The organism is Bradyrhizobium sacchari (assembly GCF_002068095.1).
Classification (GTDB): domain Bacteria; phylum Pseudomonadota; class Alphaproteobacteria; order Rhizobiales; family Xanthobacteraceae; genus Bradyrhizobium; species Bradyrhizobium sacchari.
This window is the reverse complement of sequence record NZ_LWIG01000043.1, coordinates 77,327-99,694: the sequence shown is the minus strand read 5'-3', so window position 1 is coordinate 99,694 and position 22,368 is coordinate 77,327. Positions and strand designations below refer to the sequence as shown.

The 22,368-nt window shown below is 64.0% G+C and carries 21 protein-coding genes; 7 read left to right on the top strand and 14 right to left on the bottom strand.

Annotated features, from left to right (window positions below):
- The 7 genes from soxA to A5906_RS31055 all read right to left on the bottom strand — a co-directional run.
- On the bottom strand, positions 1–740 hold a 740-nt coding region (gene soxA, locus A5906_RS31085), incomplete at its 3' end, for a sulfur oxidation c-type cytochrome SoxA (RefSeq protein WP_210189987.1).
- Complete coding sequence (gene soxZ, locus A5906_RS31080; protein WP_080138994.1) at positions 737–1,054, bottom strand: thiosulfate oxidation carrier complex protein SoxZ; 318 nt, start codon at positions 1,052–1,054, stop codon at positions 737–739. The genes soxZ and soxA, both read right to left, overlap by 4 nt.
- Positions 1,054–1,521, bottom strand: a complete 468-nt coding sequence (locus tag A5906_RS31075) for a SoxY-related AACIE arm protein (RefSeq protein ID WP_080138993.1) — start codon at positions 1,519–1,521, stop codon at positions 1,054–1,056. Before A5906_RS31075 ends, soxZ begins: the two co-directional genes overlap by 1 nt.
- Before the next feature lie 7 nt (positions 1,522–1,528).
- Entirely contained in the window at positions 1,529–1,981 is a 453-nt protein-coding gene (gene soxX / locus A5906_RS31070; RefSeq protein WP_080138992.1) for a sulfur oxidation c-type cytochrome SoxX, read from the bottom strand.
- Positions 1,974–3,245, bottom strand: a complete 1,272-nt coding sequence (locus A5906_RS31065) for an NAD(P)/FAD-dependent oxidoreductase (protein ID WP_080138991.1) — start codon at positions 3,243–3,245, stop codon at positions 1,974–1,976. The genes soxX and A5906_RS31065 overlap by 8 nt, the downstream gene beginning before the upstream one ends.
- A 52-nt stretch (positions 3,246–3,297) precedes the next feature.
- Positions 3,298–5,484 carry a xanthine dehydrogenase family protein molybdopterin-binding subunit gene (locus tag A5906_RS31060; RefSeq protein WP_080138990.1) on the bottom strand — a complete coding sequence of 729 codons (2,187 nt, stop codon included), beginning with the start codon at positions 5,482–5,484 and terminating at the stop codon, positions 3,298–3,300.
- 11 nt (positions 5,485–5,495) lie between these two features.
- On the bottom strand, positions 5,496–5,945 hold the full coding sequence (locus A5906_RS31055) for a (2Fe-2S)-binding protein (protein ID WP_080138989.1): 450 nt from the start codon (positions 5,943–5,945) through the stop codon (positions 5,496–5,498).
- 315 nt (positions 5,946–6,260) lie between these two features.
- On the opposite strand from A5906_RS31055, the gene A5906_RS31050 reads away from it, so the two are divergent.
- The gene (locus tag A5906_RS31050) at positions 6,261–7,880 is read left to right on the top strand and encodes a B12-binding domain-containing radical SAM protein (protein ID WP_080139022.1); all 1,620 of its coding nucleotides are present in this window, start codon (positions 6,261–6,263) and stop codon (positions 7,878–7,880) included.
- 4 nt (positions 7,881–7,884) lie between these two features.
- On the opposite strand, the gene A5906_RS31045 is transcribed toward A5906_RS31050, so the two are convergent.
- Positions 7,885–9,273, bottom strand: coding sequence for an MFS transporter (locus A5906_RS31045; protein ID WP_080138988.1), 1,389 nt, complete (start codon positions 9,271–9,273; stop codon positions 7,885–7,887).
- Positions 9,274–9,439: 166 nt separating this feature from the next.
- Here A5906_RS31045 and A5906_RS31040 point away from each other — a divergent pair, with 166 nt between their 5' ends.
- Positions 9,440–10,501 carry an isocitrate/isopropylmalate dehydrogenase family protein gene (locus A5906_RS31040; RefSeq protein WP_080138987.1) on the top strand — a complete coding sequence of 354 codons (1,062 nt, stop codon included), beginning with the start codon at positions 9,440–9,442 and terminating at the stop codon, positions 10,499–10,501.
- A gap of 237 nt (positions 10,502–10,738) precedes the next feature.
- Here A5906_RS31040 and A5906_RS31035 read toward each other — a convergent pair whose 3' ends face one another.
- The 3 genes from A5906_RS31035 to A5906_RS31025 all read right to left on the bottom strand — a co-directional run bounded on the left by A5906_RS31035 (position 10,739) and on the right by A5906_RS31025 (position 13,653).
- Entirely contained in the window at positions 10,739–11,911 is a 1,173-nt protein-coding gene (locus A5906_RS31035) for an amidohydrolase family protein (protein WP_245326991.1), read from the bottom strand.
- Between the two features lie 189 nt (positions 11,912–12,100).
- The gene (locus tag A5906_RS31030) at positions 12,101–12,511 is read right to left on the bottom strand and encodes a hypothetical protein (protein ID WP_080138986.1); all 411 of its coding nucleotides are present in this window, start codon (positions 12,509–12,511) and stop codon (positions 12,101–12,103) included.
- A 206-nt stretch (positions 12,512–12,717) separates the two neighbouring features.
- Positions 12,718–13,653 carry a class I SAM-dependent methyltransferase gene (locus A5906_RS31025; protein ID WP_080138985.1) on the bottom strand — a complete coding sequence of 312 codons (936 nt, stop codon included), beginning with the start codon at positions 13,651–13,653 and terminating at the stop codon, positions 12,718–12,720.
- Between the two features lie 175 nt (positions 13,654–13,828).
- On the opposite strand from A5906_RS31025, the gene A5906_RS31020 reads away from it, so the two are divergent.
- Together A5906_RS31020 and cax are read left to right on the top strand one after the other, a co-directional pair.
- Positions 13,829–14,962, top strand: coding sequence for a helix-turn-helix transcriptional regulator (locus tag A5906_RS31020; protein WP_080138984.1), 1,134 nt, complete (start codon positions 13,829–13,831; stop codon positions 14,960–14,962).
- Between the two features lie 176 nt (positions 14,963–15,138).
- On the top strand, positions 15,139–16,239 hold the full coding sequence (cax, locus tag A5906_RS31015; RefSeq protein ID WP_080138983.1) for a calcium/proton exchanger: 1,101 nt from the start codon (positions 15,139–15,141) through the stop codon (positions 16,237–16,239).
- A gap of 86 nt (positions 16,240–16,325) precedes the next feature.
- On the opposite strand, the gene A5906_RS31010 is transcribed toward cax, so the two are convergent.
- Positions 16,326–16,775 (bottom strand): hypothetical protein, encoded by a 450-nt coding sequence (locus A5906_RS31010; RefSeq protein WP_080138982.1) that lies wholly within the window; start codon positions 16,773–16,775, stop codon positions 16,326–16,328.
- Positions 16,776–17,138: 363 nt separating this feature from the next.
- On the opposite strand from A5906_RS31010, the gene A5906_RS31005 reads away from it, so the two are divergent.
- Both A5906_RS31005 and A5906_RS31000 read left to right on the top strand, forming a co-directional pair.
- Entirely contained in the window at positions 17,139–19,388 is a 2,250-nt protein-coding gene (locus tag A5906_RS31005) for an ABC transporter substrate-binding protein (protein WP_080138981.1), read from the top strand.
- Between the two features lie 275 nt (positions 19,389–19,663).
- Positions 19,664–19,897, top strand: coding sequence for a DUF3551 domain-containing protein (locus A5906_RS31000; RefSeq protein WP_080138980.1), 234 nt, complete (start codon positions 19,664–19,666; stop codon positions 19,895–19,897).
- A 166-nt stretch (positions 19,898–20,063) separates the two neighbouring features.
- Here the strand turns inward: A5906_RS31000 and A5906_RS30995 are convergent, their stop codons facing one another.
- Positions 20,064–20,561 (bottom strand): ester cyclase, encoded by a 498-nt coding sequence (locus tag A5906_RS30995; protein WP_245326990.1) that lies wholly within the window; start codon positions 20,559–20,561, stop codon positions 20,064–20,066.
- 139 nt (positions 20,562–20,700) lie between these two features.
- Positions 20,701–21,801 carry a polysaccharide deacetylase family protein gene (locus A5906_RS30990; protein ID WP_201723807.1) on the bottom strand — a complete coding sequence of 367 codons (1,101 nt, stop codon included), beginning with the start codon at positions 21,799–21,801 and terminating at the stop codon, positions 20,701–20,703.
- Between A5906_RS30990 and A5906_RS30985 the strand changes: the two genes are divergently transcribed.
- Positions 21,785–22,368 (top strand): LysR family transcriptional regulator (locus A5906_RS30985; protein WP_136615613.1); only part of this gene is annotated, 584 nt, incomplete at its 3' end. The genes A5906_RS30990 and A5906_RS30985 overlap by 17 nt on opposite strands.

Below are 22,368 nucleotides of genomic sequence, written 5' to 3'. Positions count from 1 at the left end.
GCCCTTGACATCAGGTAGAGTTCGAGCGCGACCAGCTCGGGCGAGCCGTAATCATAGGCCTGGGCGCGAACGCCGCTCATGCAGCTGCGCAACCGGCGCTCGATCGATCCCAGTGTCTGCCACTCCAGGCGGTAGAGCGGATAGCCGGTCGGCTGCGCCTGCGTGATCGGGGCGCCCGCGAGGCGCTTGTCGAAATTGTCGTCGTGGCAATTGGTGCAGGCGAGGTTGAGCTGGCCTTCACGCTGCATGAAGAGATCGCGGCCCTGGTCGATGAACGGCCTGAGCTGCGGATCGTCGCCCGCGGTGATCGCGACGCCGCGAGACTGGTGGGCGATATAGGCCGATAGCGCGAGCAGGTCGCGGCTCTCGTAAGGAAGCGGCGTTGCCCGCTGATGATTGGCACGGCAGAGATTGATGCGCTGATCGAGCGTGACGGGGTGCGCCAGCACCTTGTCGAAGGCGGGGTAGCGTGCTGCGACGCCCTTCATACTGCTGTGCGCGTCGCCGTGGCAATCCGCGCAGGCCTTGCCGGCTTCGCCTATCTTCCTGCCCCAGAGCGCCTCGCCGTCGAGTACGAACAGCATGCCCGGATTGGACGTGTCGTCGTCCTGCATGGCGCGCGTGTCGGGCCCCATGAATGAATAGCCGGAGCGGCGCGCATCGGGCGGGATCTCTCCAGCGAGCAGGGCATGGCCCGTGACGAGTAGTATCGCTGCCGTTATCGCGCGCCAAACAATCATTCGACCGTGATCGATGCGGAGGCGGTGGATGAATAGCCGTTGTCGCCGCTCCATTCGAACTCGAACTTGCCGCTCTCCTTCGCGACGGTGAAGAACGACAGATAGGGGTTCGCGGCGATCGCCGGAAACAGGTCGGCGCGAAAGATCTCGGTGCCATTGTAGCGGCAGGTGAAGCTCGTGATGATGTCGCGTGGCACGAGCTTGCCGTCCGCGGTGTGGCGGAAGCCGGTTTCCATGATGTGCGAGGTCAGCGTGCGGATCTCGATGACGTCGCCACGTTTGGCCTTGGCCGGGACGTTGATGAGTGCGGCCATCAGTTCATCTCCTCGGTGCAGGCGGCCAGCGTCACGACGACGTCGGCCATCGCCTGCCAGAAGGTGTCGTCGGACAGGCGCGCGATCGCGACCACCTTCTGGGTGTCGGCGAGGCGGATTCGGGTGGAGACCTGGGCACGGCCGGAGGAGGGGCTGAGATGGAAGTTGCCGATGTTCGGCTGCGGGTTCTTCTCGTTGAAGACGTGGATGCTCTTGACGTAGTCGGTCGCCGTCATCGGGCTGGCGACGCTCACCGTCATAGGCACCGTGTTGCCGTTCTCGACCAGCGGCGGAATGTCGAGCTTGACCCTGCCGGTGCGGATCTGTGCTTCACCGACGACGTTGCGGATCGCGGTGTTGAGCATGGCCGGCGTCGCCTCCAGCGGCCGCAGCGTAACGATCGGGATCGTCCCGGCGGCGGTGACGCCTCCGGCAAGGCTCAGGAATTGTCGTCGCGTGGTTGGCATGAACGGTCTAGTCCCGAAGCGTTGCAAGATAGGCCACGATGTCCTCGATCTCTGCAGCCGACAAGATCGGCTTGCCGACAAGATTGCGCCCGACGCGGACGAGCCCGTCCTTGCGATAATAGGACGGCATGATGGTGTCAGGGTTGAAGCGTGACGCATCGACCAGCCGAAGCCGCAACTGGTTCGCCGACCACCGGTTCCCGGCGCCGGTGAGATCAGGCGCGAGGTCGCCCTGGAATCGCGTTTCCGGAAACGGGCCGGAATGGCAGAGGATGCAGGTGGTCGTGCGCGCGAGCACCAGCGTGCGTCCGCGCGCGGCATCGCCGGGCGTGCCGGTGAGCGATTGTGGAATGCCGTCGCCGACGATCTGGTAAGGCACAAGCTCGTCCGCGCGCGCATCGCCGGCAAAGGCGAAGCTCGTGGCGATAAGCACTGCGATATGCACGGATGCTCTAGCCAAAGGTATCCGCCGTGATGGTTTGAAACCAGCGTTCCGCCTCGGCCGCCTCCCGGGCGCGCAGCTCGCGCGGCGCATCGACCGGACTGGTCGTGCCGCCTTCGACCTCGGCAAAGATGTCGCCCCTGGACTGGTAGTTGCCGGCGAGGGAAAAGCCGTAGCCGGGGGCGACGGTGTTGTAGCAGACGCCGGTCAGTCGCGGCGCCTCCGGCGTGCGGCCTGCGAGGAGGCCGATGATCGCGCTGGCGCAGGCCTTGGCTTGAGCGCTCGCAGCTGCCGCCGATTTGGGGATGCCGCCGCCGAGGCAGGCGTCGCCGATGACGTGGATGTTCGGAACGAGCTTTGACTCGAAGGTGACAGGATCGATCGGGCACCAGCCGGTGTGGTCCGCCGCGCCTGCGATCTCGGCAATGCGGCCGGCGCGCTGCGGCGGGATGACGTTGGCGACGTCGGGGGTGTAGTTGCCGAACTCGGTGATGATGGTCCTGGTCGCAGGATCGACCGAGGTGACGCGGCCACCTTGCGACAGAGAAATGCGCTCGATCATGTCGCCATAGAGCTCCTTCCACGCCTGCTCGAACAGTCGCTGCTGCGAAAAGTTGTCCTTGGCGTCGAGGACGAGCACTTTCGAACGCGGCTTCTTCGTCTTCAGGTAATGCGCGATCAGGCTGGCGCGCTCGTAAGGCGCGGGCGGACAGCGCGAGGGATTGGCCGGGATCGCAATAGCGACCGTACCTCCCTCCGCCATCGCTTCCAGTTGCTTGCGCAGCAGCAGCGTCTGCGCACCGGCCTTCCAGGCATGCGGCATCTTTTCCGACGCGGCGTCGTCATAGCCGGGCAGGGCTTCAGCGTGGAAGTCGATGCCGGGGGAGAGCACGAGGCGGTCGTAGCCGAGCGTGACGCCGTCGGCGGTCGTGACACTGCGCTGCTGCGGCTCGATCCTGGTCGCCGCCTGGGCGACGACGGTGATGTCTTCGGCGGCAAGCCTGTCGTAGCCGAAGTGCTGCACTTCGATGTCGCGCAGGCCGGCGATCACCTCGTTGCTGAAGGGACAGGCGGTGAAGAGCTGGTTCGGCTCGATCAGCGTCACCTGCAATTTCGCATCGGTGCGCTTGAGCGCACGCGCGCAGGCCGCGCCCCCGAACCCGCCGCCGACCACGATAATGCGGCCCGCTGACTGTGCATGCAGGATCGAAGGGAGGGCGAGCGATGTGGCCGCGACGGCGATGCCGAGGACGGCATTCCGCCGCGTCACCGGCGCATTCATGGGTTTGATCCGGAAAATGCCGTGGCGGCGGTCGTGGCCGCCACGGCTCCTCTTATGCGAAGGTAATGTTCTGGTCGCGCAGCGGCACCGAGCGGATGCGCTTGCCCGTTGCCGCGAAGTAGGCGTTGAGCACCGCCGGGGCTGCGACGCCGATGGTGGGCTCGCCGACGCCGCCCCAGAATCCGCCGCTCGGCACCATCACCGATTCCACCTTCGGCATCTCGTTGATGCGCATCGAATTGTAGGTGTCGAAGTTGGTCTGTTCGATCTTGCCGTCCTTGACGGTGCAACCGCCGTAGAACAGTGCGGAGAGGCCGTAGACGAAGGAGCCCGCGATCTGCCGCTCCACCTGCGCCGGGTTGACGACGTAGCCGGGATCGGTGGAGGCGACGATGCGGTGCACCTTGATCTTGCTGCCGTCGGTCACCGAGATCTCGGCGGCGCCGGCGACATAGCTGCCATAGCCCATCACCTGCGCGATGCCGCGATAGACGCCCTGTGGCGCCGGCGTGCTCCAGCCGATCTTCTCGGCGACCGCATTGAGCACCGCCAGATGCTTGGGATGGTTGCCCATCAGCTTGCGGCGGAACTCGAGCGGATCCTGGCCTGCGGCATGGGCGAGCTCGTCCATGAAGCATTCCATGTAGATCGCATTGTGATTGACGTTGACGCCGCGCCAGAACCCCGGCGGAACGTGCGGGTTGCGCATCGCGTGCTCGACCAAGAGGTTCGGCACCGAGTAGCCGAACGCAGCCTCGCCGGATTGGGCGACGCCCTGGAATGCAGCCGGATCCATGCCGTTCTGCAGCGCTTCCGGGCGCAGCGAGAACAGGATGGATTGTCCGGACAGGCGGTAGTGCAGCGCGACCAGGTTGTTGTTGGCATCGAACGCGCCGGTCATCTTGCACTGGGTGATCGGGTGATACCGGCCGTGCGCCATGTCCTCTTCGCGCGACCACAACAGCTTGACCGGCGTGCCCGGCATCTGCTTGGCGATCATCACCGCCTGGCGGACATAGTCCGTCTGGCCGCGCCGGCCGAAGCCGCCGCCAAGCATTACCTTATGGACGTCGCACTTCTCGGCCGGCAGGCCGGAGGCCTCCAGCACCGCCGCGAAGGCGGCTTCGCCGTTCTGCGTCCCGCACCAGACCTCGCACTTGTCCGCCGTATAGAGCGCGGTGGCGTTCATCGGCTCCATGGTGGCGTGGTTCTGGTAGGGATAGCTATAGACGGCCTCGACCTTCTTGGCGGCGCCGGCGATCGCCGCCTTGGCGTCGCCGTTCTTGTTGCCGACATAGGCCGGCTGGTCGTTGTCGAGGCCTTCCGCCAGCCATTTCGCGATCGACTCGCTGGAGACCTTGGCGTTGTCGCCTTCGTCCCAGACGATCGGCAGCGCTTCCAGCGCGGTCTTGGCGTGCCACCAGGTGTCGGCCACGACCGCGACTGCGGTATCGCCGACCTTGACGACCTTTTTGACGCCTTTCATGCCGGCGACCTTGGCCTCGTCATAGCTCTTCAGCTTGCCGCCGAACACCGGGCAGTCCTTGATCGCGGCATTCAGCATGCCCGGCAGCTTGACGTCGATGCCGTAAGTCATCGCGCCGGTGGTCTTGTCGGCGGTGTCGAGCCGCAACAAGCCTTTGCCGATGATCGTCCAGTCCTTGGGATCCTTGAGCTTGACGTCGGCCGGAGGGGTCAGCTTTGCGGCGGCCTCGGCGACCTTGCCGTAGGTCGTGCTCCGGCCCGATGCCTTGTGGGTGATGACGCCCCTGGCCACGGTGCATTCGGACGCCGGCACTTTCCACTCGTTGGCGGCGGCCTCGATCAGCATTACGCGCGCGGTGGCGCCGCCCTTGCGGACATAGTCTTGCGAGGAACGGATGCCGCGGCTGCCGCCGGTGGAGAAATCGCCCCAGACGCGCTTGCGGGCGACGCTCTGGCCGGGGGTTGGATATTCGGTCGTGACCTTCGACCAGTCGCATTCGAGCTCCTCGGCGACGAGCTGGGCAAGGCCCGTGAGCGAGCCTTGGCCCATCTCGGAGCGGGCGATGCGGATCACGACGGTGTCGTCGGGCCTGACCACGACCCATGCGCCGATCTCGGGCGAGCCGTCGGCGGCGCGGACCACGGCGGGGCCGCCGAAGGGCAGGTCGAGGCCGATGGCGAGGCCGGCACCGACGGCGGCGGTGCCGATGACGAAGGCACGGCGGTTCATCTTGGGGGAGACGTGCTTGTTCATGGTGCGGCTCCCTACGCGGCTGCGATCGTGTGGATCGCCTCGCGCACCTGCTGGAAGGTGCCGCAGCGGCAGATATTGGTGATGGCCTCATCGATGTCGGCATCGGTCGGCTTGGGCTTGTCATTCAGCAGCGCCGCCACGGCCATGATCATGCCGCTTTGGCAATAACCGCATTGCGGAACGTCCTTCGCGATCCAGGCCTGCTGCACCTTGTGCAGCACGCCGCCCGAGGCGAGCCCCTCGATCGTGGTGATCTTTTTGCCTTCGGCCTCCGCGACCGAGACGCCGCAAGAGCGGGTGGCGACACCGTCGATGTGAACCGTGCAGGCTCCGCATTGTGCGATGCCGCAGCCATATTTGGTGCCGGTCAGACCGGCATTCTCGCGGATCGCCCAGAGCAGCGGCGTATCCGCCTCGACGTCGAGAGTGAGGCTTTTTCCGTTGATTGTTAGGTTTGCCATCGCAGTCCCCTGATTGGTCCGATCCACCGATCGGACTCAGGGGCGCAATGTGTCCGGCAAACTGGAACTGTTCAAATCAACAGTCTGAGGGGTCGGCGCAGAAGAATCTGGCGGGGGCGGGAAGATAAGGGGGGCCCCGGTGTTTGGCCTGGCCCGGCCTCGCAGGGCCGAACGGGCCCTTCTACGGGCGCCAGCGCCCGGCCTGGGACGACGTCCTGCGGTTCCGCGCATGGGGCCGGCGACAGTTTGTCCCTTTTACCGGGGTGCAAGACGGCACCGCTTTGCTTACACTGCACCCGAGTCAAAAGGAGTTCCATCGACGTGGCTAGCCCTTGCAATGTGCTGATGCTCTATCCGCTGTTTTCGGCAGAGTCCTTCTGGAGCTTCGGCGAATCCTGCAAGGTGATGGGCGTCAAGCGCCCTGCCGCCCCTTTGGGCCTCATCACCGTTGCCGCGATGCTGCCCGAGAGCTGGACGGTCCGGCTGATCGATTGCAACACGCAATCCTTCAGTGACGAGGACCTCGCCTGGGCCGACGTTGTCTTCACCGGCGGCATGTTGCCACAACAGTCCGATACGCTCCGCCTGATCGAGCTCTGCCGCGCCGCCGGCAAGCCGGTGGTCGTCGGCGGACCGGATCCCACCTCGAGCCCCCACATCTACGAGCGGGCCGACTTCCGGGTGCTCGGCGAGGCCGAGGGCGTTATCGACGAGTTCATCGCCGCCTGGGAAAGCGGGGCCCGCTCCGGCGTCTTCACCGCGCCGAAATTCCAGGCCGACGTCACGAAGACGCCGGTGCCGCGCTTCGACCTGCTCAAATTCGAGGACTATCTCTATATCGGTGTGCAGTATTCGCGCGGCTGCCCGTTCACCTGCGAGTTCTGCGACATCATCGAGCTCTACGGTCGTGTGCCCAGGACCAAGACGACCGAGCAGATGTTCGTCGAGCTCGAGACGCTCTACAAGATGGGCTACCGTGGCCATCTCGACTTCGTCGACGACAATTTCATCGGCAACAAGAAGTCACTGCGCCAATTCCTGCCGCAGCTCGCCGAATGGCAGCGGGTGCACGGCTATCCGTTCGAGCTATCGACCGAAGCCTCGGTCAATCTCGCCGACGATCCTGAACTGCTGGAGCTGATGGGGGCCGCCAATTTCTTCGGCATCTTCGTCGGCATCGAGAGCCCGGATCCGGCGACGCTGGTCGCGATGCGCAAGAAGCAGAATACACGGCGCAACATCGCCGAGAGCATCCACAAGATCTACGCCGCCGGCATCCTGGTCACCGCCGGCTTCATCGTCGGCTTCGACAACGAGAAGGTCTCGATGGCCGAGGCGATGATCGACTTCATCGAGGAGGCCGCCATTCCGGTCGCCATGGTCGGCCTGCTCTATGCCTTGCCGAACACGCAGCTCACGCGCCGCCTGGAGCGCGAGGGCCGGCTGCATTCGGGCCACGATGTGGCGCCGACCATCGGTGCCGATCAGTGCACGGCCGGCATCAACTTCGATCCGGTGCGCCCGTTGCGCGACATCCTGACCGATTACAAGCGGGTGCTGGAGCACATCTACAGCCCGGCGGCGTATGCACGCCGTGTCGACCGCCTGATGACGCTGCTCGACCGTTCGCGGCAGCGCCATGAGCTCGCGGAAGGCGATATCCGCGCCAGGCTCGGAGCGATGGAGACGGTGCATCGCGTTGTCACCGCACTTCCCGAGGCGCGCGGGCCGCTGTGGCAGACCTTCATGAACTGCGCCAAGCGCGACACGTCGTCGGCGCGCATTGCCGTGCAGATGATCGCGGCCTATGCGCATCTTGGGCCGTTCTCGCGCAAGGTCATCGAAGCCATCGACACACGCCTCGCTGCGCTCGATGACGAGCCCGTCATCCCGGCGGCGACGATCGACGTGACGGCGGCTCCGCACCTGGCCTGAGCGCTTACTTCACCGCGAGCCGCAAAAAGCTCATCACGCTGCCGAGCGCGGCAAAGCCCGCGCCGAGGGCCAGCGCGACGGTTGCGCCGTCGTGGCCGGCGAGCGCAAAGCAGAGAGCGGCGAGAGCAGCGCCCGTCGTCTGTCCCGTCAGGCGCGCGGTCGCGACGATGCCGGAGGCGCTGCCGCTGCGATGGGGCGGCGCGCTCGACATCACCGCCTTCATGTTCGGCGCCTGGAAGAAGCCGAAACCCATGCCGCAGATCACCATCCGCCAGATGATGTCGGGGATGGCAGGGTTGGACGGCAGCATCGCGAGCAATGCCATGCCGAGGCCGAGCAGCACGAGGCCGATGCCGCCGAGCAGGCCGACCTTGTGACGGTCGGAGAGGCGCCCTGCGATCGGCGCCATGATGCCGACCACCAGCGGCCACGGCGTCATGAAGAAGCCCGTCTCGACCTGCGACCGCCCGAGCACGTCCTCGAAATAGAACGGCAGCGAGACGAAGGCGAGCCCCTGAACGGCGAAGGAGCATACCGCCGTTGCCGCCGATAACGCGAACATCGGCCGGGCGAACAGGTCGATCGGTAGCATCGGCGCGGGATGGTCGGCATGGCGGCGCGTCAGGATGAAGCCGAACGCGATGGCCGCAACCAGCTCGATGCCGACGACGACAGGCGACAGATTATGCGCGGCGCTGCCGATGCCGGTGATGAACAGGCCGAGGCAGGCGGTGGCCAGGATCGCGCCGAGGAAATCAAAGCCGTGATCGGCGCGCGGAGTCTTCGGCAGCATCGCAAAGCCGATGCCGGTCGCGACCAGGCCGAAGGGAATGTTGACCGCGAACAGCCACGGCCACGGGCCGAGCGCGAGGATGGCGGAGGCGATTGAGGGACCGAAGGTGAAAGCGGTCGCGACCACGAGCGCGTTGTGCCCAAAACCGCGGCCCAGCATCCTTCCGGGATAGACGAAGCGCACCAGCGCGGTGTTGACGCTCATGATGCCGCTCGCACCAAGGCCTTGCAGCGTGCGTGCCACCAGCAGGCTGTCCAGCGACCACGCCACTGCGCAGAACAGCGAGGCAATGGTGAACAGGATCAGGCCGCCGAGATAGATGCGCTGATGCCCGACGATCTCGCCGAGCGCCCCGAGCGGCAGCAGGGTTGCCACCAGCGCGATCTGGTAGACGTTGACCACCCAGACCGACTGTTCCGGCGTGACGTGCAGGTCGGCGGCAATGGCAGGCAGCGCGATGTTGGCGATCGCGGTGTCGAGCGAGGCCATCGCCAGCGCCGTGAAGATCGCCGCGATGGCCCAGCGCCGCTGCGCGGCCGGAAGGCCGTCGGACATGGTGTGGTCGGGCTCGCGCGCGGCGGCAGGTAACGTGATTGTCATTGCGTGCGCGCTTTGCTCCGGCGGCTGAGAGGACTTTTGGCATGTACTACGCCGAAGGCCGCTGCCACAGGCATATGCTTGCATGCTGTGTATGCGCGAAGGTCGGGCGATATGGCGGCGCTCTGGCGTATGATTGCGCTGGCTGCTGCAATTATGGGGAAACGCCATGCGAATCGTCGTTCTGCCCGGTGACGGTATTGGCCCCGAGATCACGACCGCGACATCGGGCGTACTGCGCGCGGCCTCCGAGCGCTTCCAGCTCAATCTGCGGCTGGAAGAACATGCAGTCGGGCATGCGAGCCTGAAGCTGTCCGGCACCACCGTGCGGCCCGAGCTGCTCGACATCGTTCGCGCCGCCGACGGCCTGATCCTGGGGCCGACCGCGACCTTCGACTTCAAGGACGAGGCGCATGGCGAGATCAATCCGTCCAGGCACTTCCGCAAGAACCTCGACCTCTACGCCAATATCCGGCCCGCGCGCACCTATGAGGGGCGGCCAGGCCGCATCGGTGATTTCGACCTCGTCGTGGTCCGCGAGAACACCGAAGGGTTCTACGCCGACCGCAACATGGAGCAGGGCAATGGCGAGATGCTGGTCACGCCCGATGTCGTGATCTCGCTGCGCCGTATCACGCGGGCGTGCTGCGAACGCATCGCGCACGCCGCCTGCCGTCTCGCGATGAAGCGGCGCAGGCATCTCACCATCGTGCACAAGGCCAATGTGCTGAAGATCGGCGACGGTATGTTCCTCGACATCTGCCGCGCGGCGGCGAAGAGCTATCCCGGCCTCGAGGTCGACGACGTCCTGGTTGACGCCATGATGGCGCATGTGGTGCGGAGCCCCGATCGCTTCGACGTGATCGTCTCGACCAACATGTTCGGCGACATCCTGTCCGATCTCACGGCCGAACTCTCAGGAAGTCTCGGGCTCGGCGGCTCGCTCAATGTCGGTGACCGCTACGCCATGGCGCAGGCCGCACACGGCTCGGCGCCCGACATCGCGGGGCAGGACGTCGCCAATCCGGTGTCGCTGATCCTGTCGACGGCGCTGCTGCTGGCCTGGCACGGCGAGAAGACGGGCGCCGTCCGCTATGAGGAAGCGGGGCGTGCGATCGAGGCGGCGGTGGCGAAGGCGCTCCGCGAGGGCCGGGTGACGCGGGACGTCGGCGGCAAACTCGGCACCATCGCGGCGGGGGCGGCGATTGCGGAGATCCTGCAGGTGGAGTGAGGGGCGTCTTCGTTTTTCTTGGAGTTTTCTCGGGGCTCGAAACAAAAAAGTCGAAAAACAACCCCATGCACAGTAGAAGGTCCCTTGATCGATAAGGGATTTTCGCGACGTGTCGCGACGGCATCCGCAGCTGCGATCGCGTTGACCCGTCGGGCAAAACACTGGCAAGATGTCATCGTGGCAACCCGCGGGAGCAAGGCTCAGACGCGCGCCGCTCATACTTTCAAAGATGATGCCCTAGGCCCGCAGCCGGGGAAAGAGGCGTATCGCATTCTCTTGGCCGATCGCGTCGAGATCGCTTGTGGAGAGGCCGAGCTTCTGCAACTGCGCGAACTGAGCAAGGCCGAAATACGGATAGTCGGTGCCGTAGGTGATCTGGGAGGCGGGTACGAGCTTGAGCAGCGCGGCCATGGAGGGCGCGAAAGTCGCGTTCGCAGTGTCGTAGTGAAGCCGGCGGAGCTCGCCTTCGATTCCCTCCGGTGCAAACTCCTTCAGGTCGGGCCGCGCCCCGTAGAACGAATTGATGCGCCCGGCCATCATCGGGATAGTGCCGCCGGCGTGCGAGAACAGCCATTTGAGGTCCCGGTAGCGGGCAAATGAGCCGCTGAGCAGAAGGCTCGTCACCGTGCGTGTGGTGTCGTGCGGGACTTCGATCACCGCCGGAAACGTGCCGACGCTGAGCGCGCTGCAGCAACTCGCGACCAGCGGATGCACGTAAACGACCGCTTTGCGGCGGTTCAACTCTTCCAGTACCGGCTTGTAGGCGGCATTGCCGAGCCATTTGTCGCCGTAGCTGCTTTGCAGCCCGATGCCGTCGGCCTTCAGCGTGTCGAAGGCATATTCGATTTCCTTGAGCGTGGCATCGACATCCAGCATCGACAGGGTCGCGAACAGGCCGAAACGGCCAGGATGGTCGCGCATCATCTCCGCCGCGTATTCGTTGCAGGCGCGCGCCAGCCGGCCGGCTTCCGCCGCTCCAAGGTCGAACCATACACCCGGGGTGGAGGCGACCGACAAAATGCCCGCACGTATGCCATTGCGGTCCATGTCTTCGACGAGCTTCTCGCGGGTCCAGGCGACTTGGCCGGGAAAGTGCGGTTGCTTGCGAGCGTCCTCGTAACCAAGCCAAAGCTTTTGATACTCGGGTGGATAGAAATGAAGATGAGTATCGATCAGCGCTGGCGTGGTCTGTCCGCGCGCCGCAACGGTCGGGATCGACGCGGCCAGGCCAAGCGCACCGGCTCCCGCAAGAAAGCCGCGCCGCGACCAGGACGGGCCGCCACAGGTCGAGCAGGGCTGCTGCCCTCCGGATCTCAGCTTCGAGGTGTTCACGTCGTGCGTCTCCTGTGACGAACCGGCTGGGCCCGTGCCGCTTCGATAGGCGGGCGGTTTCGTCGATCCGCCGGCCATTCTGTGTAACTGCGCCATGGGTGGCGATTGTTGGCGGCTGGAATGTGCCGATTTTTCGTCGGGAAGCGACGTCTGCCGTCACGCCTTCAGATTACAGCAGCAACTTTATGTGAGCGCGGCTCCGACGTTGCGGCCTGTGAGCCGCTGTCGCGCCGGATCGCGCCGTTGGCCGTGCCGTCGAGCGGCGCGTTAGCGCTGGTCGTTGTCATCCTTGCCCGGCCGATCGCCCGACGAGCGTTCGTCGTACTCGACCTTCAGCTTCGTGAGCATCGACTGCAGCGTTTCCTGCTCTGTCGTGTCCTCGTCGTCTTTCTGTCTCCGCAGCCGCCGCAGCTTGCTGCTGAGCATGTCGTAGGCCTCCAGGAGGGGCGGCGTCAGTGAAAAGAACGCGCCAAGTGCGATCGCGATGATCACATGGCGAAGCGAAACGGGGGGATCCTCGCGGGACACAGCCGGGTCATTGCGGACCGGGACCGGAGAAAGACCGCCCGACCTGCGATCCGGACCGGACGTTTGCGCCTTCGGCGGCGGGATCATGACGACGACGAAAAGGATGTTGATCAATATCCAGATGCCTAAAATGATGAGCAGCGTACGCATGAATAATCCAAGGACAGCGTTGCCTGAGCCGGCGGCACTATGGTTTCAAATATCGGTGCTTCCAAAATCCAAACACTTGCCGGCCATTCACAAGCAGGAAGAAGCTGGCTGGCGCCGAGCCAGGAAGCCGCGACCTCGACCTCGCGCGTGGATGGCGGAGGTCGGGGACGGCATTGCGCGGCATGATCGTGGTGCGTGCCACGGCGCTACGGGACGCTGAGTTCGACAAGGTGAGTCAATCCGGTCGGGTCCCGTTGGACGGAACAATCGAGGCGATCGAATCCCGCCGCCGTCGCGAGCTTTCGAAGCTCGGGCTCGGAGCGATGTACCAGCTTCCAATCTGCGATGGCCTCCATCCACACGCGAAACGGATTTCCCTCGGCGATATTCGTGAAGACGATCGATCCGCCCACCCTGAGAAGGCGGCGGCGCAATTCCCCCAAAATGGAAATGACCGTCCGGTCGTCGAGGTAATCGGACAGGCAGCCGCAGACGACGACATCGAACGGGCCTTCGTCCTGAACCTGTCGAATCGCCTGTCTCACGTCGCCACAGACGATGTGAACATCGCAATAGCGGCTCAGTCGCTCTTCGGCGAGAGCGAGGGCCTGCCTGTCGAGATCCACGAGAGCGACCGTGGATCCCGTAAATCGATGTGGTGCGATCTGGAAGTCGGCGCCTCCGCCACAACCAATCGATAGAATGCGCCCCGGCGTTGTGGCGCACATCTTGAGGTACTGCCACCAGATCCTGTTTCGGTGCTGCTGCGCGATGGCGGTGTTGAGCGCGTACCATTCGATCCAGTCGCCCGGATCGGCGGTGGTCGGCAGGCTGGCCCCGGCTGCGAGCAATTCGACAGTTTCGAAATCACCGGGATAGCCCCGTGGCCACTCCTGAAGTCTGCGAACAAAGGAGGAGCGGGCGTGGAGATGACGGGCCGGTGCGAGGAGCCTCTGAACATTCGGTGAACTCCAGACCGGAGCCGGAAGCTTGGCCAAGGCGGAGCACAGAGCATGCATCTGGGAGACCGCCCCGTGCATCGCCGCTGCCGGGTCCCTCGGCATCAGCTCGAAGAAGCGGCAGAAGTCGCCCACTTCCCGGTCAAGCCCCTCCAAATCAATCCCGCTATGCGTCTGGCCCATTCACTCCGACCTCCAAGATCGGGATGACAGTGGCGACGGCCGGCCATTCGGGCATGACCCAGTTGGGTTATGCCCGCGGAATTGCCCGAAATTCCAGCGCCCGCAGCGCGTTAACCGGGGCCGGTGTCGATTGACAGCGGCGGGCAAGTATCTAAGGATTGTCCGAATTTGGACGATGTTTTTCTGGGTGATCTGTTTGCGGCGTCTTGATTTCCAGCGATTGGAGCGGTCGAAAGCCCGGTTGGGCGAGGTGGTGCTGGACCCCGGCCAGTGGATACCGCTCATGGAGGACATTTGCTCCGCAACGGCTACGTCAGGCGCGGGGCTGCTCCAGAGTGATGTCCGCACGTCCGATGTCCCGGTGACGCCTTCGACGAAAGAGGCCTTCCAGAGCTACTTTGCGGCCAACCTTCACGTCGAGGATGTCCGTGCCGTCAGGGGCGTTCCGCTGCTGCTGTCCGGCAGGAAGGTTCTGCGCGATCAGGATATCTTCTCCTCCGAACAGGACTTTCTCAGGACCCCCCTCTACCGGCATCTTGGCCACTTCGGCTTCCAATGGTGGTCGGCGATCTCCTTTCTGGCGGGGCCGGCATTGTGGGTCCTCGCGCTCCAGCGCAAGCGTGAGGAAGGAGCGTTCGAGGACGATGACCTGAAGGCGTTCGCGTTGCTCTCGGATGCGTTGACCGAGGCCGCCACGCTGTCCCATGCGGTGGGCAGGCAGGCGTTGCTTGGCTCCTTAAGCGCTTTCGATTCAATCAACGAACCGGCGATGTCAATGACCAGCATGGGGCGCGTGCTGGAGATCAACGCGGCGGCGGCCGAAATTTTCGATGCCGACTTCCGCGTTCACAACAACAGATTATACATGCGCGATGGCAGGGCAACTCGTGCTCTCGACGCGAGGTTGACCAGCTCCGATCGGGAGCTCCGTCTCCGCGCCGGCGGCCGCACCGGTAACATCATCGTTGCGCGGCGAGAGAGCAAGCGTCCGATCGTCGTCAAGCTGTTGCCCGTTCCGGCGGCTGCCCGATCGCCGTTTCTGGGGGCGCGGTTCATCCTGACGCTCACGGACATGGAGGTCGTTCGCAAATCCGAGATCGAATTGCTCGCGGCCATCTTCGCGCTGACGACGGCCGAGGCAAAGGTCGCGCGACTGATCGCTGCTGGATGGTCGCCGGACATGATCGCCGACGATCTGGCACTCTCCCGCGAAACGGTCCGCAACCAGATCAAGGCGGTCTTCAGCAAAACGGCGACCCATCGACAGAACGAGCTGGCGGCTTTGATCGGCCACATGCGCAATCTCTAGCTGGATCCTCTACCCCCGGCCGCAGTTGAAGACGTCGCCGCGTTCGCTCGAGGCTCCGCTGTTGGCCGTGCCGTCGAGCGGCGCGCCTCTCCCGGCCACCGTTGAGCCAGATCAATACTCGTTCCGCGGGCCCACCGGACCTTTCCATCAGCACATCGATGGAAAGGACGGCCCATATGCAAACCCTGCTCAGGGAAATCCGGGATACCCCTTTGCTCTGGATGCTGGCCTTCGTGCCGATCGTGCTGGTGGCCGAGGCGGTGGCCCCGCATTCCCACACGCTGCTTTTCGTGCTGGCGGTGCTTGCGATCGTGCCGCTTGCGGCGCTGCTGAGCCATGCCACCGAAGCGGTCGCCGCGAAGACCGGTGATGCCGTGGGCGGACTGCTCAACGCCACCCTCGGCAATCTGACCGAGTTGATCATCGCCATCACGGCGCTGCGTGCTGGGCAGTACATGCTGGTGAAGGCCTCGATCGCGGGTGCGATCGTCACCAACGCGGTGTTCATGCTGGGGGCCTGCCTGCTGCTCGGCGGCCTGCGCTACCACGTGCAGGAATACAACCGCGCCGGCGCGCGGCTCTCGTCCGGCCTGCTGCTGATGGCAACCGTCGCCCTGCTTGCGCCGTCCGCAGTCGCCGATCTCGAGCACCTGCCGCAGGGCGGAGGCATCCTGAACAAGCTCAGCCTCGGCATTTCCGTTCTGCTCATGATCGCCTACGGGCTCGGCCTGTTGTTCTCGCTTCGAACGCACAAGGAGTTGTTCGCAAGCGCCGATCACGGCGACGACAAGGAGGCGCATTGGCCGATCGGCATCGCCGTCGGCACGCTGCTGGTCGTCACCGTGCTGGTCGCGCTGGTCAGCGAAATCTTCGTGGAATCGGTGCAGAAGGCGGCGGAGACCTTCGGGATGAGCCCGGCCTTTGTCGGTTTCATCGTCGTTTCGCTGGTCGGGGCCGCCGCCGAATTCGCGGTGGCCTTCGGCGCGGCGCGCAAGGACCGGCTCGACATGGCCGTCAGCATCGCGCTCGGCAGCGCCTCGCAGATCGCGTTGTTCGTTGCCCCCGCGCTGGTACTGCTCAGCTATGTCGTGGGGCCGAAGCCGATGGACCTGCAGTTCTGGCCGGGGGCCGTCACCATGGTGATGATCGCGACGGTGACGGCGGCCTTCATCACCGCCAGCGGCCGTTCGGCATGGTTCGTCGGCGCGCTGATGATCTTCATCTACGCGGTCTTTGCGCTGACGCTGTATGTCGTCCCGCCGGCGGGCCAGGGCTGAAGTGCTGCCCGTCGGCGCGTGAAGTGGATCATCTACGAACGGCGGCCGGTGGCCAGCCGCCTTCCGAAGAGACGAAGACCTTCCCGCTAGTAGGCCCAGTAGCTGCCGGAGGGCGGGCACTCACCGCCGCCGTAGCCGTAGCCATAGCCGCCATCATACCCGTCATAGGACGCGGCCGGATAGCCGTAGGCGGGATAACCGCCATAGTAGCCACCATAGCTTCCATAGTAGGCGCTCCGCGCGATCGCGCCGCCGACGATGGCGCCGGCGACACCGTAGCCGAGGCCGCGATACCCGTAGCCGCGGTAGCCCCAGCCGCGATAACCGTAGCCGCCGCGATAGCCCCAGCCGACACCGCGATAGCCGTAGCCGCCACGCCAGCCGCCGACCCAGCGCACTTCGGTCGTGGCCTGATCGACCATCGATTTCATCGTCGAAAGATGCGTCGGGATCGGCCCGGCCTGGGCGCCGGTGCCGAGCAGCACGGCGCCCGCAGCAGCGAGAACCAGGCTACACAGGGAATTCGAGGAGGGCATGATCGATCATCTCCTTGGCTAGGGCGGCGCATTCTGCGCGGCCATCGAGCCCATTCCGTTGTGGCGCTGCCGTGGCGGCCTTGATCTGGATCAAGCATCTGCGGCGTGGCAGCGGAGCGCTCCGGCTGCCTGACGGGCGCAAGTCGGTTTAGCGAGGGGGCGCCTTTGGCCCGCCGGTCATTTCGGCTTTTGACGAAAGCGCGCGGCGTACAATTTTTCCCTCATCCGCTTTGAGCGGTCGTAGACCTTGCCGGGGAGCGATCGGGCAGGCTTGTAAAACGCTCTCGGCGGCGGCAATCTCCACCTGACTGAGGCCTCGATCTGGAGAATCTCGGCTTATGCCGACCGATGCGAGGATCGACGATGAAGCAGCGGCTTATCATGTGGCTTGCTGTTGTTGCGGGCGTCGCCCTGGTGCTCAGCGTCGCCTGGGCTGCCATCCTCTGGATCCGCCCGGAGCCTATTCGCATCGCGTTCGCCAATTCGCTCTCGGGCCCATCCGCCCCGGCCGGGACGGAAAGCCTGATCGCGATGCAGCTTGCAATCGACGAAGTGAACGCCAAGGGTGGCGTCAACGGACGGCCGATTGAACTCGTTCTGTTCGACGACGCAAGCGATCCAGCCGTGGCGCGCGCGAATGCGCGGGCGATCGCCGACAGCCCATGCGTCGCTGTGCTGGGCCATTATCTCAGCTCCGCATCGCTCGCGGCAGCGCCGGCATATAAGGATGCGCGGATTCCGGCGCTCACGGGAAGCGCGGCTGCCGACGAGCTGACATCCACCAATGACTACTATTTTCGTGCGCTGTCTCCGGTCTCCGCACAGGCGCGCTCGATCGCGGAACATCTGCGCGCCGTGATGAAGGAGCCAAGAGTCCGTCTCGTTCACACGCGCGATTCCTACGGCAAGAGTTTTGAGCGTGGATTTGCGGCGGCCTATCCGGCGGAGCAGTTGCGTGTGTTCGGACTGGACGTCGCGGCCGGTCAGGTCCGATCGATGGATGAGGCGCTGGACGCTGCCGTGCAGGAACCTGGTCCCGGTGTCATCGTCGTCGGCGCGGCGGCCGACCATATCGCAGACATCGTCAAGGCGCTGCGCCGCCGCGGCATCAAGGGGACGATCATCACAACCCAGGGCGCGGGCCGCGAAAGCTATTTGAGAAATTTCGTCAACGAGCCCGAGGAAAAAGCGCGTCCGGGTTTCTTCACTGAGAATCTGTATGCGGCATCGTCGCTGATCTTCGACAGCGCCGGCGTGGCGGCGCAGGCTTTCGCCGCCGACTACAAAGCGAGAGCGGGGACCTCCCCAAGCTGGGTCGGCGGGGGCTCGTATGACGCCGCGCGCCTGATGATCGACGCGCTGCGACGAGCTGCCGTACATCGCCGGTTCATGGGGCAGGGGATTCAGAAACCATCCGACAGCAAGGTTGCGGATCGCGACCGGGTGCGCCTCGCTCTGGCCGCGATCGACAGTCCGAAATCGGCAGTCGTCGGGCTGACGGGGCGGCTGTATTTCAACGCGAACCGCGACATCCCGCGTCCGATCCGGATGGGTTTCTTCCGTTACGGTCGGTTCGTCACGGCGCCGCTGCAACTCGTGCGCATCGATCAGCCGGATGGTATCGATCTCGACGCCGAACGGGAGAAGGGCCATGTCGTCGCGTTCGAAGGTCGGCGCTATTGGATTCAACGCGTCGTTTATACCGGCATCGACATCATTCGCGTCAGTCGGATCGACGTGAAGCAAAATTCGTTCAACGTCGACTTCTATCTCTGGATGCGGTTCGCTGGCGACGATGAGGTGCAGACGCACGTCGAATTCCCGGCCTTGCTGGATCGCGGGGCTTTCGATGCAGCTCGGCCGATTCAGGCTGGACAGGAAGACGGGCTGAGCTATCGGCTCTATCGCATCAACGGCGATTTCAGAACCCGTTTCGATCTCCATGATTATCCGTTCGACACACAGGAATTGCGTCTGCATTTCCAGAACACGGAACAGCGGCGCGAACTCATCACCTATGTCATCGATCGGTTCGGCTTGCGCCTTGCCGACGACGGCAGCTCGCGGGCCGACGACGGGGCCTATTCCGGACTTCCGCTCTGGCGATTTCTCGGGCTGAACTATTTCGTCGAATCCATGTCCAGCGGATCGACGCTCGGCAAAGCGTCTTTGTTTGACGCCGAGGCAACGACGGAATTCGCAGGATTCGATGCGGCCATCGTGCTGCGCCGCAGCTCCTCCATCTACATGCTGAAGAACCTGCTGCCGATGTTCCTGCTCGTGCTCGTCGTATTCGCGACGCTGTTCTTTCCCGAAACCATGTTTCGTGAACGCGTGACGATCCCTGTGACCTCGATCCTGGCGAGCGCGGTGCTGCTCGTGGCGGTGAGCAGCCAGATCGGCGATGTCGGATACACGGTGGTGGTCGAAGAGATGTTCTACATCTTCTTTGTACTATGCCTGATGACGATATTGGCGGGCTACAAGCATGAAAAGCTTCGGAACGCCGGCCAAAAGCGCGCCGCCGTTGTTCTGGATCACGCAGCGCAGGTCGTTTATGCCGGGACGGTCCTCGCTGTCATCGTCGTGCTCTACCGGCGTTATGCCTTGTGAGGCACGCGCTGATACCTCGTCGGTACGCCACACCTTCTTGAATTTGCAGCATGAGTTCGGATCCGGCCCGTCGCCGACGTTCGTTCAAAATGCCGCGATGTTTGCTTCCGAGAGGCGGCTTGCAGGGATGTCGGGAAAATCACTGCGACCTCTAGGGGTATGAACGGATAATCATTCCGAACGCTGAAGTTATAGTCGACCTCGGACTTGGTGCCTTCCAACCCAAGTGGAGCACGAGTGAGCACTTACCCAACGCGCAATACAGGAGGACTCCGATGCGCCATATTCTGTTTGCTGCGGTTTCCGCCATTTTGATCCTGGTCACGGTCGGATCGCTCTCGCCCGCAGTCGCAGATCGCTACTGCCTGCAAGGCCGCCGCTGGGGCTTTCCCGGCAACTGCCAGTTCTCGACTCTCCAGCAATGCAGGGCGGCTGCCTCCGGCACCCACGCGACCTGCGGGGCCAATCCGCGCTATGCATTCGGACGTTCGCGGCAGGGCAGACAGTAATCGAGCGCCGCGGAGGCTGGTGGTCCTTGGTGGACTTGCGTCAGCGCGTGGGATGGGTAGAGCACTTGCGGAACCTATCACGTTTACGTCGGAAACTCTCGATTGATTTCGCTGCGCTCTGCGCATCCTACGCACAGTCACCGTGTCAGGCCAAATGCAGCAGAGGTCACTGTGCTAGCTTGGCGACGCCCATCTGGATGAGTAGCGTCAGGTTGTCTTCGATGTGCCAATTGTCAGTAATGCGGCCATCGACGACCTTGAGCAGATCAGTGGCAATGAACGTGATCGCCTGGCCCTGCCCCTTAGTCGAACCGAAGGTGCCGGTGAAATGCCCCTTGAACTCCATGTGGACGGTAACGTAGTCGCCTGCAACGATCATTTTTCGCACCTCGACGCCGAGGTCAGGCACGGCTGCACGAAAATGCCTGGATGCAAACGCGGGACCTTCCGGCCCCTGCGGCCGTCCCGGCGGCAGGGTGTGGTCAGTGAAGGTCGGAGCAATCGCAGCGAGCGCCCTTTCGTCGCCCGTGTTCCAGAATACATAGAACGCTTTTGCAGCCGTCACGATCGCGGCTTTCTGCTCATCCGTCGTCGTCGCGCTTACGATCAGATCATCGATCTTGACGTCGTCTGCACGTGCCAAGGGAGACAGCAGCGTGGCCATGATGGCGCTTGCAGTCAGGAGAGTTCGCATCGCTTGTTCCTTTTACTTCCGCGTCGGCGGCATCCTCGCCGGAATAGGGCCGAGTTCTATGTCCACCATCGCGCCAGCTGCCAGGGCAATGTGTTCGTTGTGGCCTACGCTAAGTCGCGGACCCCGGCAGTCCGCCGATCGTCGGCGCAGCACGGTCATAGACTGGTGTGATCGACCGATGCTGGAGCGCCCATCGAGCGATCTCGTCCTTACGGGCGAACCACACGCCAGGCTTCGATTTCGCATAGGCGAGGAATCGGTCCAGCACACGCACCCTGTTGGCGTGGCCCGAGATACGGTCGTGCAAGGAGACGACCATCATTCGGCGCCTGTGCGCGCCTTCTTCGTAAAGCTGATCGAACTCATCCCTGAGCGCCTGCTCATAAGCCGACGGATTGTAGCCGACAAAGGGGTATGAAACGATGTCGTTCATGTGAAGCGTATATGGAACCGTCACGAAATCGCCGGCCTTGAGCTTCACGATGAAGGGCTGATCAGCGCTCGGCTCGTCGATGTGATATTTGAAGCCGAGGGAGTGCAGGATGTCGAGCGTGTGCGGGGAATTGCGCATCCAATAGGCGTTCCAGCCGATCGGCTGCTGGCCGGTTACGCTCTTGATAGTTTCCACGCTATCCGCAATGAATTTCCGTTCCGCGTCGGGATCAAGGAAGTAGCTGTTCTGCCAAGCCCGGCCATGCGCGGCCGCCTCATGGCCGCGCTTCACGATCTCCTTTGCGAGATCGGGGGCTTTCCCGACCGCTTGGCCGATCATGAACGAGGACAGCCTGACCTTGTGCTTGTCCATCAAATCGAGGATGCGGGGCACGCCCTCGTATACTCCGTACTGAAAGAATGCGTTGGTCGGCAGGTCGGGCAGCCCCTTTTCGATCGGGTCCGGGATCACACCACCCGCGCCAGAAATCGGCTGGCCGCCGGCCTCGAACATCAGCGAGAAGCTGACGGCAAGTCGTGCACTGTTCGGCCAATAAGCTTCGGTCGCAGCCATGTTGGTCTCCTTGGTATCCGCCGATTGAGGCAGGGCGGGCGCTGCTGCGGCCGTCAAGCCGCTGCCGAGCAACGTCCGGCGGGTAATCGTGGGGCTTGTTTGTGTCATGCGAACAATTTGCGCTATTGCGCGATGTGCGATAAGGCGGTCGATATTTGATGCTTTCTGGAACGAGAGTTGATAATTCGTGCTCGACGATCTCAACGAGCTGAAGACGTTTCGAGCTATTCTGACAGCGGGTAGCTTGTCCGCCGCGGCACAGCGGCTGGGTGTGACGCTTGCGGTGGTGAGCAAGCGGCTGGCCTCGCTGGAGGAGCGTGCGGGAGTCCGCTTGATTCAGCGCACGACGCGAGCGCTGAGTGCGACCGAGGAAGGCGCGCGTCTGCTGGTGGACGTGGAACGCGCTCTCGACACCATCGAAGCGGCGGAAGCGAGCCTGGCAAGCGCTCATGACGAGCCTGTTGGAACGCTGCGCGTCAGTGCCCCGATCGCGTTCGGACGACGCTGCGTGGCGCCGGTGCTAAGCGGACTCACGACGCGATATCCGCGCTTGTCGGTTTCATTGGAGCTCGATGATCGCATGGTCGACATCGTCGACGAGGGGCTCGATGTGGCTGTTCGCATCGGCGCGCTCGCCGACAGTTCAGCGATGATGCGAAAGCTCGCGGACAACCACCGTATTCTCGTAGCATCGCCCGCCTATCTCGATCAGGCTGGCCGTCCAACGACGCCAGCCGAGGCCGCCAGCCATACGTTCTTGCGTTATGGCGG